This window comes from Komagataeibacter sp. FNDCF1 (assembly GCF_021295335.1).
Taxonomy (GTDB): domain Bacteria; phylum Pseudomonadota; class Alphaproteobacteria; order Acetobacterales; family Acetobacteraceae; genus Komagataeibacter.
In genome coordinates this window covers 3,477,775-3,490,998 of sequence record NZ_JAIWOT010000001.1, presented here as the reverse complement: position 1 = coordinate 3,490,998, position 13,224 = coordinate 3,477,775, and the positions used below count along the sequence as shown (strand labels likewise).

The following is a 13,224-nucleotide window of genomic DNA, read 5'->3' as shown; positions in this document are numbered from 1 at the left end:
CCCATGGCGCGTCCTTCATCCATCGAGCGCGAAGACGAGGAAATCCGCGAGGAAATCGCGAAGGCCCGCGCGCACGGCATGACGATCGACGAAATCCTTGCCCTTCTGCGTGAAGGCTACGGCAAGGATTTCAGCCGGTCCGCCATGGGCCGCCATTGCCAGAAGCTGGATAAGCTGGGTGCCAAGGCGCGCCAGTCGCGCATGGTGGCCGAAGCCCTTGCGCGCCAGATGGGCGACGCAAACGTATCGCGCCACATGCGGGCCAATGTCGAGATGCTGCATGGCGTCATGCTCAACCTGTTTTTGGCAGCGGAAAGCCCGGACGGGACCGCCAGCAAGAAGGGTGCCGAAGCCCTGAATGGTGATCCCGAAGGGCTGATGTTCCTTGCCAAGACGCTGGACCACCTGGCCAAGGCCAGCAAGACGGACACGGAATTCGTGGCGAAAATCGAGGAACAGCACGAAGCGCGCCTGCGCAGGCAGGTGGAACAGACCGTCACTGCCAACGCCAGACGCCAGGGCCTGTCCGCCGAAAGCGTGGCCGCGATGCTGGATGGTGCATTCGGGGTAAAGAAATGACCGCAACCACCAGCCCGATCTTCCTGCAATACCAGTCCGCCACCATGGAGGCGGTCATGAACAACCGCGTGGTGGTGGTGGAAAAGTCCCGCCGCACCGGCCTGTCGTGGGCTGCGTCGTTCATTGCCGACCTTGTGGCGGGCATGGACCCTGCCGCTGGCGGCATGGATGTGTTCTACATGGGCTATAATCTGGAAATGGCCCGCGAGTTCATTGATTACTGCGCGGAGCACGCGACGATGCTTCAGGTCGTCGCCAATTCGGTCAATGAATCGTTCTTCCGTGATCCGGGAAACCCTGAAAAGGACATCAAGGTTTTCCGCATGGATATGGGATCGGGCAGCAAGATACTGGCCCTGCCATCCGTGCCGCGCGCCCTGCGTGGCATGCAGGGGCTGGTCATTATTGATGAAGCAGCCTTCCATGATGACCTGGACGAACTGCTGAAGGCCGCCCTGGCGCTGCTGATGTGGGGCGGCAAGGTGCTGATCATCAGCACGCATGACGGCGATACCAACCCGTTCAACACGCTGGTCCAGGGCATCCGTGCTGGCCGCAATCCTTACCGCCTGCTGCGCATTACGTTCGATGACGCCCTGCGCGACGGCCTGTATCGCAAGATATGCCAGAAATCCGGGGAGGAATGGAGCGCGGAGAAAGAGGCGGCGTGGCGGCAGGAGATTGTCCAGTATTACGGCGATGACGCCGAGGAAGAACTGTTCTGCATCCCGTCACCCAGCACCGGCAGCGCCATCCCGCTTGCGCTGATCGAGGCGCGGACGGTGGAGAACATCCCCGTGGTCCGCTGGTCGTGCAAGGCGGAATTTGCCCTTGCCCCCGATGCGGTGCGCGCCAGTGAAACCCAGCGGTTCTGCGAAAGCGAACTGCTGCCCCTGCTGGCTGCACTGGACCCGAAGACGCCGCATGTCTTTGGCGAGGATTTCGCCCGTTCTGGTGACCTGACGGTGATCTGGCCCATGGCGGTGGAACGTTCCCTGCTGCGCCGCACGCCCTTCATCGTGGAACTGCGCAACGTGCCGTTCGAGCAGCAGAAACAGATCCTGTGGTTCATCCTTGACCGCCTGCCGCGCCTGCGCGCGGGCAAGATGGACGCGACCGGCAATGGACAGTGGCTGGGCGAAGTGACGGTCCAGCGATACGGCAGCCGGATTGAGGCCGTGAAGATGTCCGAGGGCTGGTACCGCGACAACATGCCCGCCTTCAAGGCGGCGTTCGAGGACGCGCGCATTACCGTTCCGGCTGATCGGGAAATCCATGATGACATCCGCGCCCTGAAGGTGGTGCGCGGCGTGATCCGCGTGCCTGACCAGCGTGCGACCAGCAAGGATGGCAGCAAGCGCCATGGCGACGCCGCCGTGGCCGGTGCGCTGGCCTATGCCGCCAGCCGCGCCGAACCCGAGGAATACGGCTACCGCGCCGTCCCGTCCCCTTTTGCGCCAGGCGGCCTGTCTTCTGACCCCGACCGCTGGCCCATTGAGGACGAGATCGCGGCAGATCGCGGCGGTATCCGCATGGCCAATTTTGGTTTGAGAGGAAGCGTGCAGCTATGACCTACGCCCCATGGATTGCGGCAGGCGTGATTGCCATCATCGCCTTCATCAGCTTCCTGCTGATCCGCAATGACGCGAAGAAAGCCCAGAAAGGCACGGACGAAAGCAGCGCCGTCGCCACCGCGCAGGATACGACCACCGTTGTGGCCGCCATGGCGCAGGCCGGTGCGGACGCGCCCACCACCGACAGGGCGCTGGACGCCCGGCTGGATGCGGGGACGGCATGACCGATCCCCAGCCCCATTACCCCAGACTGTCGGACCTGGTGCTCAATGATCTGGCACGCCTCCAGAAGCCTCGCCCGCCTCGTGATCCGCGCCTTGGCGCGGCAATACTGGCCATTACGATTTCTGCCCTGGCTGTTCTGGCTCTGGCGGGCTGCGCGCACCCTGCGATGCGCCCGGTCTGCATCCCTCTGAAAGCCTACTCAGCGGGTGATGAGAAGGCTCTTGAAGCCGAACTGAAGGCGCATCCCGACATGCCGGTCACGCATGATGTTGTCCGTAACTGGCTGGGCATGCGTGATGAGGACCGGGCATGTCTCGCAAAGGCACGCACGGCCCCTGTCGGGCCATGAGCCGCACATCACGCAAGGTGCGGCGCATCGTGGCGGCGGTTGCCATGCGCCCGCGCCAGACCGTGCTGCGGCATGTGCTGCTGGACGACGGGCTTGGCCTGGACATGCTGGACCGTCTGGAAATCGTGGTGGCGTGCCAGAACGCCACCGGCGCTTTCGTGGAAGGTGAAGGGGACTGGCGGACAGTAGGCGACGTAATCGACGCCTGCCGTAATGCCGTGATCTATGGGGAGTGCCGGTAATGGCGCAGCTACTTGACCAGTATGGGAAGCCGGTCCGCACATCGGACCTGACACGGCAGGTTTCCGGGCCGACGATGCTGGGGCAGCGCCCCGCCATCATCACCACGCCCATTGGCGGCCTGACGCCTGCGACCCTTGCGGCCCTGCTGAACGCCGCCGATACGGGCGACAGCCTGGCGTGGCTGGAATGCGCGGAAGAGCTTGAGCGGCGTGATCTGCATTACCTGGGCGTGCTGAACACCCGCAAGCGCACCATTGCACAGTTGCCGATTACCGTAACCCCGGCCAGCGATGATGATGCGCACAAGAAGCATGCGGATTTCGTCAGCGCCTGGCTGGACCGTGGCGTGCTGGAAAAATCCCTGTTCGACATGATGGACGCGGTGGGCAAGGGCTGGTCGGTCCATGAAATCGTCTGGCATGCCGAGGCCGGGAACTATTACCCCGAGGAACTGGCCTTCCGTCCGCCCCGGTTCTTTGAAGTGTCCTATCAGGATGGCGAGACAATCATGCTGCGCGACGATCCCGGCTGCACGGCCCCGCCATCAGCACCTGGCGGCATCCTTCAGGAAGGCTATACCGCGCTGGACCCGAATGCGTTCGTGATCCACCGCCATCCGTCATGGTCGGGCCTGACCCTGCGCGCGGGGCTGACGCGGGCGGTGTGCTGGGCACTGCTGGCCAAGATGTTTACCATGCGCGACTGGGGCGTGTTCGTGCAGAATTACGGCCTGCCCGCCCGGATCGGCCGGTATGGACCCGATGCATCCGAAGAAGACCGCAACGTGATGTTCCAGGCGCTGACCGACTTTGGCGGCGCGTTGGCGGCGATGATGCCCAAGGGTATGGATTTCGAACTGGTGGAACCGAAATCATCGGGCGGCCATGAACTGCACATGCTGCGCGCGGAGTTCCTGAACAGCGAGATCAGCAAGGCCGTGCTGGGGCAGACCGGCACGACGGACAGCAAGCAGGGTGCCCACGCATCCGGCGCGATCCACCGCGAGGTGCAGGAAGACATTGAGCGCGCCGACGCCAGCCTGCTATCGGCCACCATAAGCCAGCAGATCGTGGCGCGCATGGTGGCCTTCAGCTTTGGCCCGCAGGACGAATACCCAAAACTGCGCATCGGCAGGCCGGACGAGGTGCCGCTCGATACCCTGATCAAGGTCGTGCAGTTTGCGGGGCCGCAGGGCCTGAAGTTCCCGGCGCAGCCTTTCTATGACCGGATGGGCATGGAAGCCCCGCAGGAAGGCGACAGCGTGTTCGGCATGGTTGCCCAGGCGCAGCCGGTGCAGCCCGCGCACGTCCTGCCTGCCCAGGACAGGCCCGCGCAGGTCATGCCCCCGCGTGACCCCAACCCCACGCCCGCCAGCCCGCAGGCGGCGGACCAGCAGGAAATCACCCTGCATACCCGGCTGGGAAAGCTGTTGAGCCGACATGTGCGCGCCGATGGCACGCATATCATCAACCTCATGACCCAGCGCCTGGCGCGCGATGCGGAAGCGGGCCTTGCGCAGATGACGGACGCGGTGCGGGCCGAGGTGGAAAAGGCGGGCACCATGGCCGGGCTGGAAAAGACGCTGGCGGGGATGGACCTGCCCCATGACCAGTTCCAGCAGGCCATGCAGGTGGCGCTGATGGTGTCGGAACTGGCTGGTGAGGCTATGGTGCTGGACGAAATGGCGGCCAATGGCTGACACGGCCGTCAGCGCCGCCAAGCTGCCGCCCCGTGATGCGCTGGCCTTCCTGCGCCAGAAGGTGCCCGTGCCCGCTGCGACCTGGACCGATTTGTGGCATGAGGCGCATGACGTGTCGTTCGCTGTGGCTGGGGCCACGTCAAAAGCCATCGCGCAGGATTTCCAGAATGCCGTGATCCGCACGATGGAGGCGGGCGGCACGCGGCGCGAGTTCCTCAAGGAATTCGATCCCATCGTAAAGCGGTATGGCTGGGAGCATACCGGCACGCCGGGCTGGCGCGCGTCCATCATCTACGACACCAACGTCACCACGGCCTATGCGGCGGGGCGCTACCGGCGCATGACCACGCCGGAATCACTGGCGCTATATCCCTACTGGCGCTACCGGCACCACACCTGCCAGCATCCGCGCCCGCAGCATGTGGCGTGGGATGGCATGATCCTGCGTGCTGATGACCCGTTCTGGAACACCCATTACCCGCCCAATGGCTGGCGCTGCCACTGCACGGTGGAAGTGGTGTCGCAGCGCATGCTGGACCGCAACGGGTGGGAAGTATCTGACAGTCCGGTGATCGAGACGCGCCCATGGCGCAACCCGCACACGGGCGAAATCCTGCATGTCCCCGTCGGCATCGACCCCGGCTTTGCCTACAACCCCGGCAAGGCGTGGCTGATGAACGAAGGCGCGCGGGTGGTGACCGAACCCACGCCAAAGCTGCGCCCCATGCTGCCGCCCGCGCAGGATGCGGGACCGGCGCGTCCTGTCCCGGCGCGCCCCGTTGCACCTGTCGTGGTGCCCGAACTGCCGGGCGTTGCGCCAGCACCCAAACCTGTTGCACCCGAACCCGTGCCCGATGTTCCGAAGCGCCAGAAGGCGCAGCAGGATGCCGTGGTACAGCTGCTGCACAAACCGGTCGGCAGCGTGGAAGCCGGAACGCTGCCCGATCATGTGCGCCTGGAACTGGGTGGCAGGGAAGATGGCGTGCTGCTGTCTGGCGAGACGGTGGAGAAGCAGCGCAGCCATCACCCGGACCTGACAGCACAGGATTACCTTGCTCTGCCCGAAGTGCTGGCCAACCCGACCGTCGTGGCGCGCCAGGCCGACCGGCGCATCCTGCTGTTCCACTGGATGGGCAGGCTGTATCGCGCGGCAATCAAGACCACGCTGGATGGCAGCGAAAATTACGTGATGTCCTTCCACCGCACCAACCCCGAAGCCGCGCACAAGGCGCTGCTCAAGCTGGATATCCTGCATGGCCGGATCGAGGATGTGGAGGAGAAGTAACGGCGCGCAGCATGGGGCCAGCCACAAACCCCACAAGCGGTACGACCCCGAAAGGCCGCCCTACGGCAGGCTGAATTACACCGTGTCCCTGCGCGCCGCAGACTGAATATAGCTGCGTTGAAGGAAGATTTCCACCATGGCGTTCATTTCCATCTCCGGTAACACCGATCCCATCCAGTCTGCGCTGGACGCCATTGCCGCCATCGGCACGCGCCCGCAGGCCGTGCTGGACGCCATCGGGGGCGAATTGCGCGACAGAACCGTGCGGCGGATGGAACAGGGTGTCGATCCCGATGGCATTCGATGGGAGAGTTACGCGGCGCTTAATCCGCTCTATGAGCTGGACAAGAAGACTGACCACATCCTGATCGAGAGTGGCGACCTGCGGGACAGCATCCATCCCGAAGTCGAGGGGAATGCCCTACTGGTCGGAACGAACCTGATTTACGGTGCCATCCACCAGTTTGGTGGCATCATCCAGCCCCGGAGCGCCTTGCAGCTATCCTTCGTCATGGGCGGCGAACTGTTCCACGTCGATAACGTGCATATACCCGCGCGCCCCTACCTTGGTCTGGGCGTGGGCGACGAGGCCGTCATCATCGACCGGCTGGACGAATTCCTGTCCATTGCGATGCGCGGGCGCTAGTGCGCATCGGCCTTTTGGTTTTAAGAGACCCGTAAGAGGGTTTAAGAGGGGGTAGGATGCGTTTTTGCGTGTCCCGCGTCCGATTGAGCGTCCATCATCGTCGCACGCGCCTGTAGGGCGAAAAATCCGCATCGCCCCATTTGCCCCGCCATAGGGGCGACTTGGCGTCCGTGACGGCCCGTTCGAAAGCCCGTCATGCTGCGGGCAATGAACACGACGCTCCATTACCACACCGCACTGCCGACGACAGATAATGGCAAGGTGCCGGACTGGGTCCACCTGCTGCCGGTCGGTGCGTTCTCCGGCGTGGACGGGCGCGGCCCGTACCGGGTGGAAGATGCTGCGGCGCTGATCACCCATTCCATGGAAGCCGAGGGCGGCAAGCTGCCCATCGACGAAAACCATGCCACCGACCGTGCCCTGATATCCGGCGGTCCGGCCCCCGCAGTGGGCTGGATCATCGAACTACAGGCGCGTGCGGATGGCATCTGGGGGCGCGTGGACTGGACCAAATCCGGCCGCGCCATGGTTGCCGACCACGCCTATCGCGGGATTTCCCCCGCCTTTGCCACCCCCGGCGGCGTCGTGACCCGGATTGCGCGCGCGTCCCTGACCAATGCGCCCAACCTGAAAATCAACACCCTCCACACCACGCAGAAGGAACCGGCCATGCTGCCGCTTGAAGATGTCCTGAAGGCGCTTGGCCTTCCGGCCACGACGACGAAGGAACAGGTCATTGCGCATCTGAAGGAAATGAAGGGGTGCATGAGCATGCACTCCCAGCTTGCCCCGCTGGCGGGACTGGACGCCAGCGTTTCCCCCGAAGCCCTGGTAACGGGCCTGCGCGCGAAACTGTCCGATGTCAGCACCCATTCCCGGCAGCAGATCGAGGCGCTGACCGGCCAGATCGCGGAACTGAAGGCGGCTGGTGCGCTGGCGGCGTCCACCCACGCCATTGAGCAGGCCGCGCGCACCAAGGTCATTTCCGCCGAGACGAAGGCCGATCTGATCACGCTGCACACGACCAGCCCGCAGGCGGCCGAGCGCATCATCACCGGCTTGCAGGATGTGCCGACCAGCGGACTGAACCTGCATACGCGCACGGTGCCCAGTGCTGGCGGAAATGCCGCTGAAATCACCGCCATGGACGCAGACCTCGGCGTCACGGAAGACGAAGTGAAGAAGTGGGAGGCGTCCAATGCTCGCCGCTGATCGCGTCATCCCCGAACGCAAGATCGCGCCGGGGCCGGAGTTTCCGCACATGGTGGCGGCGGGCTTCCGCCTGTTCCGCAATTCCATCACCGCCGTGTGCGCCGATGGCACGGTCGTGCCCGCTGGCAGCGCCAACACGCCATCGCCACTGGTGGCCATCGTCGGCATGGCCACCGCGCAGTACGACAATACCGGCGCGGCAGGACTGGTGCCTGACATTGATACCGCGCCCGACGTGTGGATCAGGAAAGGCTGCTGGGCGCTGCCGTTCGACGTGGCCCCGACATGGGCGAACGTGAACGCGCCTGTCTACGCGGTCGATGATGAGACCGTGACCCTGACCGAAAATGCCGGAACCGAAGCGGCCCCCGTCAACCGGCTCCAGGTTGGCACGCTGGCGGGCCTTGAGGCCGACGGCACCCCCTATGTCCTGATCCCGTAAGGCAGACCCATGGAAATCAATATCGGCAACATGAACGCGCTGACCGCGCGCGTGAATACCGCCTTCAACAAGTTTCTGACCGTGGCCCCGCCCATGTATCAGGAATTCTCCATCATCGTGCCATCGTCGGCTGGCTCGAACGTCTATCCCCGCATGGCGGAAATCCCCGGCATCCGGGAATGGGTGGGCGACCGTGTGGTGCATGAACTCGAAGCCAACGGCTTTGAAATCCGCAACCGCACGTTCGAGGAGACCTTCTCCGTCCGGCGCGAAGACCTTGAGGACGATCAGTTCCATGTGCTGACCCCCGCCATCCAGCAGCTTGGCTACAACGCCGCGACGCTGCCCGATGAACTGGTGTTCGACACCTTCCAGGCGGGAACCACGAAAAAGGGCTGGGACAACCAGTATTACTTCGATCCCGAACACCGGAACTATGACGAGGGCGGGAAGCTCACGTCCTATTCCAACCTGCACACGCCGCAGCAGGGCGAGAGCGCGGGACCGGCGTGGTATGCGCTGGTATGCGACCGCCCGCTCAAGCCGATGATTTTCCAGACGCGCCGCCCCTTCGTGATCACCGCGAAGACGTCGCTTCAGGATGGTGTCGTGTTCGTCAAGAACCGCTTCATGTGGGGCGTGGACGGGCGGTGCAATGCCGGGCTTGGGCTGTGGCAGCTCGCCATCCGCTCCACCCGTCCGCTGAACGTGGATACCTGGGCTGCGGTCAAGGCGTCGTTCGCCAGCCTGCGCCGGAAGGACGGCGCGCCCTACGGCCTGGTGCCCACGCACCTGCTGGTGCCGTCCAACCTGGAAACGCAGGGGAAATACCTGCTGAACGCGGATTTTGTGCCGACGCTGATTTCCGGGTCCACGGCAGCGGCCTCCACGTCCAACCCCTACAAGAACGACGCGAAGCTGATGGTCTGCCCGCGCCTGTCCCAGAGCAATGGAGGCTGATGAATGACCCGCAAGTCTGAAAAACCGGAAGAACCCGACCAGGGCGGTGCCGATACCACCCTTGCGCTGAAGGACAGGGCGGATGCCCGCGCTGCTTTTACCCGCAGCACTTTCATTCTTCAAAAGGATGGCCCGCTGGAAGTTGCCCCCGGTCACGTCATTGTGGTGTGCCGTGACCCCGGCCTGCGACGCGGCGGCATCAACCACCCCCCGCTGCATGTCTACGCGCCGGGCGAACTGGACGATGGCCAGCTTCGCGCCATGGCGGGTGAACCCGCGCTGGAAGTGATCGGGGTCGGCTGATGGCTTACGCCGCCCTGGCTGACATGCTGACGAAGTATGGCAACGCCGAACTGATCGCCGCCACCACCGACCTGGACACGCCACTGGACACGATTGACCAGGGCAAGGTGCAGGCGGCACTGGATCAGGCATCAAGCCGGATGGACAGCTACCTGCGCCGCCGTTACCTGGTGCCGGTGGCCAATCCGCCGCCGGTGCTGACCCAGTATTGCTGCGCGGTTGCCCGCTACCTTCTGCATTCGGGCGGCAACAGCAATCCCAGTGACCAGATGCGTGCCGATTACAAGGACGCGATTGCGTGGCTGAAGGACATCAATAACGAGCACGCCACGCTGGATGGCGCGATCCCGGCCAACACGACCGAGACCTTTTCGCGCATCCAGATGCGTGCCCCAAGCTTCTATCCCGGAAAGCTGTACTGATGGAACTGCCTGAAAACCAGTATCCGCGCCTGCTGCTGCATGGCGGACCGATCGTGGAGGCATTCATGGCGCTGCGCCAGCGCCTGCATGAAGCGTTCCCGCCAGACATTTTCCGGCACATAATCGTGCCGCCCAATGCCAAGCGCGCAACGTGGGAAAGGCTCCTGACCACAAAGCCTGCCATCGGGCTGGCATGGAATGCATGGAAGCCGCATGGCGATTGTGGCGCAACATTCCGGGGCGATCTGGTTTTTGCCGTGTTCATCGCCGTCCAGCACACGGACCCCGGTCGGCTATATGTCGGTGTTCCCGGAAGTCTGCGCGGCATGGGGGCGATGGGTGCTGCCGGAGCGGCGGCTGCCTTCCTGCATTCACGCCCGCTGCCAGGTGAACTGGGCACCCCCATGGTTCGCCTGGTCGCGCTGCCGCCCACAGCGGACTGGCTTGCGGATGATGTTGGCCTGATATCGCTGGAAGTGACCGTTCCCAACGTGTCGTTCGATGGTTCGGCGTTGGCTCAGCAGCTTGATGACTTCAAGGGCCTGCGTGAGACGTGGCAGGACGCCGAGGGCGACACGCTGGTCGCGCCCCCACCCCAAACAGGAGAAACCGCATGACCACGCTGGTGCATGTGACGCCCGGCCGGGTGGTGAAAATCCCGGCCGGAAACAGGACGCGCAGGCTGCCCGATACGGGCTTTAACGTGAACGAACGAGATCCGTTCTGGGCCGCGCTGCTGCGCAATGGTGACCTGACGGCAGGTGACGTGCCCGCGCAGGCTGCCGCCGCATCCGCCACCCCGGCAAAGGCGACCACCGCCGCAACCCCGGCCACGACACAGGCCGCCAGCGGGAGTGCCACGAAGTGAGCGAGACCATCTCCTTCAGTGAAATCCCCGCAGGCTGGGCCGTTCCGGGCAGCTATGGCGAGGTCACGACCGTCCCCAGCGGTAACGATGTGACCGACATGCCGCTGCGCCTGCTGGTGCTGGGCCAGCGGGGCGGCGGCACGGGCACGTCGCTGGTGCGCTACCAGAATATCTCGCCCGCGCAGGCGGCTGCCCTGGCGGGCCCTGCATCCGCGCTGGCGGCCACCGTGGCCGCCGTGGTTGCAGCCGCCCCGTATGTTGCGGTGGACATGGTAATGGTGGATGCCCCGACCGGGGGCACCGCCGGGGCCGCTACCCTGACATTCACCGGCCCGGCCACGGCCAACGGCACGGCGGCGATTGAAGCCAATGGCGTGCGGGTGCCGTTCGTGGTGACCAGCGGCATGGCCGCGACCGACATGGCCGCTGCTGCCGCTGCCGCATTCACCGCTGACGTGTCGGTACAGACCGGCCTTAACGCCACGGTGGCCCTGGGCGTGCTGACGCTGACCAGTGCGGAAACCGGCAGCTTCGTGAACGACATCGACGTGCGCATGAGTTCGCTTACGGCCGACCTGGTGCCGGGCATGAGCGTGGCCGTTACGGCCATGACCGGCGGCGCGGGCACGGTGGACCTGTCGGCAGCACTCGCGCTGGTGTCCAACGTCTGGTTCACCGATATCGTGTCCTGCCTGAATGACGCGGCCAACCTGACCGCGCTGGCGACGGAAGCCGAACGCCGGTATGGCGCGATGGTCAAGAAAGACACGCATGTCTATTACGGCTACCGGGGCACCTACGGGCAGGCGCTGGCGCTGGCGGAGACGCTAAACAGCCGGTTCATGACCTGTGTTCCGGCACAGAACCCGCGCTGGGCACCGTGGATCATGGCGGGCATTGCCGGTGCCATCGCGGCACAGGCGCTGAACAATGACCCGTCGCGGCAGCTGCGCGCGCTGGAACTGACCGGCCTGACTGGTCTGGCCCCAGATGATGCCGACCTGTTCACGGATGCGATGCGCAACGTGCTGCTGCAATCGGGCCTGTCCACCTTCACCGTTGACCAGGACGGCACCGTGCGCATCGAGCGCATGGTGACGAACAACCAGACCGACGCGGAAGAAAATCCCACCACGGCATGGCGCAACATCATGGTGCCCAAGACCGTCAGCCGCGTGCGCTATGAGTGGAACACTTATATCAGCGCGACCTATCCCCGCGCCAAGCTGGCCGATGATGCGTCGCGCATGGTCGGGATCGCAACAGGCGTGGTGACGCCGGGCGCGCTGAAGGGAAGCTGGGCCGCGCAGTCCGAACTGTATGAGACGGTCGAGGGCTGGCTTACGGACACCGACGCGCTGGCGCAGCAGGCGGCGTTCACCATCAACCCGACCGACCGTAACCGCTGTGACGCGGCCCTGCCCATCCGTGTGATGGGATCGCTGATCGTCATGGCCAATTCCATCCAGCTACAGGCGTAAGGGCACATGGCAGGTTCAACCGTTGGTATCTTCAGGGCCTGGTGGAAGGGCCAGAAGATCGAGATCAAGCCGGGGGCGTCGCTGCGCCTGCCCGGAAACCAGAACAAGACCGAGGAAGCGGGCGGCACCGGCTTTCGCTACCAGCAGTATCAGGTCGGGCAGTTCCGCTGCACGCCCGTGCTGCCGCGTGGCGCGAGCCTTGCAGCCTTCCAGCCGGGCGATGAAGGGGAGCTTCAGGTCATGGCTGATACCGGCCAGCAGTGGGTTTTCCCCGACGCCTACATCATGGACGCGCCGGAACTGGCCGATAGCGGCGGCAATATGCCGCTGACCTTCAACATGAACACCTGCAAGGAACTGCTGTAATGAACGCTCCCGTCGTGAACGGCGCCACTACCCCCGCAACCACTCCGGCCACCAGCGCGCCGGTTGTGCGTCCCGACCGGCCCAAACTGCCCGAAGGTGCGGAATATCAGGCTGATGGGTCGGTCAAGGTGACGTTGCTGTATCCGGTGGAACAGAAGTCCAGCGTCAATGGCACGGTGCAGACCGATCTGGTGAGCACCATCGTGCTTAACCGGCTGAAGGGGCGCGGCATCACCGAGATGCTGAATGCCGAGGGCGAAGGCAACCGCATCCTCGCCATGCTGGAAGCATCCGCAGGCATGACCGGCCCGAAGGCCGATGCCCTGCTGGGCGAAATGGATGGGGAGGACTTCCTTACCCTGTCGCAGGTCGCCAGCACTTTTTTGAAGAGTGGGGCGAAGACTGGCCGGTAATCCTGGCCGCGCTCGCCCACGAGACCAGCTTTTCCGAAGCTGAACTGCTGGACATGCCGCTGCACCGCATCCGCTTCTGGTCCGCAGCCCTGGGGCAACTGGCCGAACGGCGGCGCGCGGCAATCGAGCAGCAGATGACCTGATGGACTGACAGGGA

At 64.5% G+C, this 13,224-nt stretch carries 18 protein-coding genes; all 18 read left to right on the top strand.

The window, feature by feature from the left end:
- Window positions 1-3: 3 nt before the first annotated feature.
- The 18 genes from LDL32_RS16370 to LDL32_RS16285 all read left to right on the top strand — a co-directional run bounded on the left by LDL32_RS16370 (window position 4) and on the right by LDL32_RS16285 (window position 13,067).
- The gene (locus tag LDL32_RS16370; RefSeq protein ID WP_233064590.1) at window positions 4-579 is read left to right on the top strand and encodes a phage protein Gp27 family protein; all 576 of its coding nucleotides are present in this window, start codon (window positions 4-6) and stop codon (window positions 577-579) included.
- A complete protein-coding gene (locus LDL32_RS16365) occupies window positions 576-2,150 on the top strand; it encodes a hypothetical protein (RefSeq protein ID WP_233064591.1) in 1,575 nt (524 codons plus the stop codon). The genes LDL32_RS16370 and LDL32_RS16365 overlap by 4 nt, the downstream gene beginning before the upstream one ends.
- Complete coding sequence (locus tag LDL32_RS16360; protein WP_233064592.1) at window positions 2,147-2,377, top strand: hypothetical protein; 231 nt, start codon at window positions 2,147-2,149, stop codon at window positions 2,375-2,377. The genes LDL32_RS16365 and LDL32_RS16360 overlap by 4 nt, the downstream gene beginning before the upstream one ends.
- Window positions 2,374-2,727, top strand: coding sequence for a hypothetical protein (locus tag LDL32_RS16355; RefSeq protein ID WP_233064593.1), 354 nt, complete (start codon window positions 2,374-2,376; stop codon window positions 2,725-2,727). Before LDL32_RS16360 ends, LDL32_RS16355 begins: the two co-directional genes overlap by 4 nt.
- On the top strand, window positions 2,724-2,969 hold the full coding sequence (locus LDL32_RS16350; protein ID WP_233064594.1) for an acyl carrier protein: 246 nt from the start codon (window positions 2,724-2,726) through the stop codon (window positions 2,967-2,969). The genes LDL32_RS16355 and LDL32_RS16350 overlap by 4 nt, the downstream gene beginning before the upstream one ends.
- A complete protein-coding gene (locus tag LDL32_RS16345; protein ID WP_233064595.1) occupies window positions 2,969-4,669 on the top strand; it encodes a DUF935 domain-containing protein in 1,701 nt (566 codons plus the stop codon). Before LDL32_RS16350 ends, LDL32_RS16345 begins: the two co-directional genes overlap by 1 nt.
- Window positions 4,662-5,954, top strand: a complete 1,293-nt coding sequence (locus LDL32_RS16340; protein ID WP_233064596.1) for a phage minor head protein — start codon at window positions 4,662-4,664, stop codon at window positions 5,952-5,954. The genes LDL32_RS16345 and LDL32_RS16340 overlap by 8 nt, the downstream gene beginning before the upstream one ends.
- A 136-nt stretch (window positions 5,955-6,090) precedes the next feature.
- Window positions 6,091-6,600: a phage virion morphogenesis protein gene (locus LDL32_RS16335; RefSeq protein WP_233064597.1), complete on the top strand. Its 510-nt coding sequence runs from the start codon at window positions 6,091-6,093 to the stop codon at window positions 6,598-6,600.
- Between the two features lie 207 nt (window positions 6,601-6,807).
- Window positions 6,808-7,812: a phage protease gene (locus LDL32_RS16330; protein WP_233064599.1), complete on the top strand. Its 1,005-nt coding sequence runs from the start codon at window positions 6,808-6,810 to the stop codon at window positions 7,810-7,812.
- Window positions 7,799-8,254 carry a hypothetical protein gene (locus tag LDL32_RS16325; protein WP_233064601.1) on the top strand — a complete coding sequence of 152 codons (456 nt, stop codon included), beginning with the start codon at window positions 7,799-7,801 and terminating at the stop codon, window positions 8,252-8,254. The genes LDL32_RS16330 and LDL32_RS16325 overlap by 14 nt, the downstream gene beginning before the upstream one ends.
- Window positions 8,255-8,263: 9 nt before the next feature.
- Window positions 8,264-9,214, top strand: coding sequence for a Mu-like prophage major head subunit gpT family protein (locus tag LDL32_RS16320; RefSeq protein WP_233064602.1), 951 nt, complete (start codon window positions 8,264-8,266; stop codon window positions 9,212-9,214).
- Between the two features lie 3 nt (window positions 9,215-9,217).
- Entirely contained in the window at window positions 9,218-9,517 is a 300-nt protein-coding gene (locus LDL32_RS16315) for a hypothetical protein (RefSeq protein WP_233064603.1), read from the top strand.
- A complete protein-coding gene (locus LDL32_RS16310) occupies window positions 9,517-9,939 on the top strand; it encodes a gp436 family protein (RefSeq protein ID WP_233064604.1) in 423 nt (140 codons plus the stop codon). Before LDL32_RS16315 ends, LDL32_RS16310 begins: the two co-directional genes overlap by 1 nt.
- The gene (locus LDL32_RS16305; protein ID WP_233064605.1) at window positions 9,939-10,556 is read left to right on the top strand and encodes a hypothetical protein; all 618 of its coding nucleotides are present in this window, start codon (window positions 9,939-9,941) and stop codon (window positions 10,554-10,556) included. Before LDL32_RS16310 ends, LDL32_RS16305 begins: the two co-directional genes overlap by 1 nt.
- A complete protein-coding gene (locus LDL32_RS16300; protein ID WP_233064606.1) occupies window positions 10,553-10,807 on the top strand; it encodes a hypothetical protein in 255 nt (84 codons plus the stop codon). The genes LDL32_RS16305 and LDL32_RS16300 overlap by 4 nt, the downstream gene beginning before the upstream one ends.
- Window positions 10,804-12,288 carry a phage tail sheath subtilisin-like domain-containing protein gene (locus LDL32_RS18090; protein WP_233064607.1) on the top strand — a complete coding sequence of 495 codons (1,485 nt, stop codon included), beginning with the start codon at window positions 10,804-10,806 and terminating at the stop codon, window positions 12,286-12,288. Before LDL32_RS16300 ends, LDL32_RS18090 begins: the two co-directional genes overlap by 4 nt.
- A gap of 6 nt (window positions 12,289-12,294) precedes the next feature.
- Window positions 12,295-12,654 carry a phage tail tube protein gene (locus tag LDL32_RS16290; protein WP_233064608.1) on the top strand — a complete coding sequence of 120 codons (360 nt, stop codon included), beginning with the start codon at window positions 12,295-12,297 and terminating at the stop codon, window positions 12,652-12,654.
- The gene (locus LDL32_RS16285) at window positions 12,654-13,067 is read left to right on the top strand and encodes a hypothetical protein (protein WP_233064610.1); all 414 of its coding nucleotides are present in this window, start codon (window positions 12,654-12,656) and stop codon (window positions 13,065-13,067) included. Before LDL32_RS16290 ends, LDL32_RS16285 begins: the two co-directional genes overlap by 1 nt.
- Window positions 13,068-13,224 lie beyond the last annotated feature (157 nt).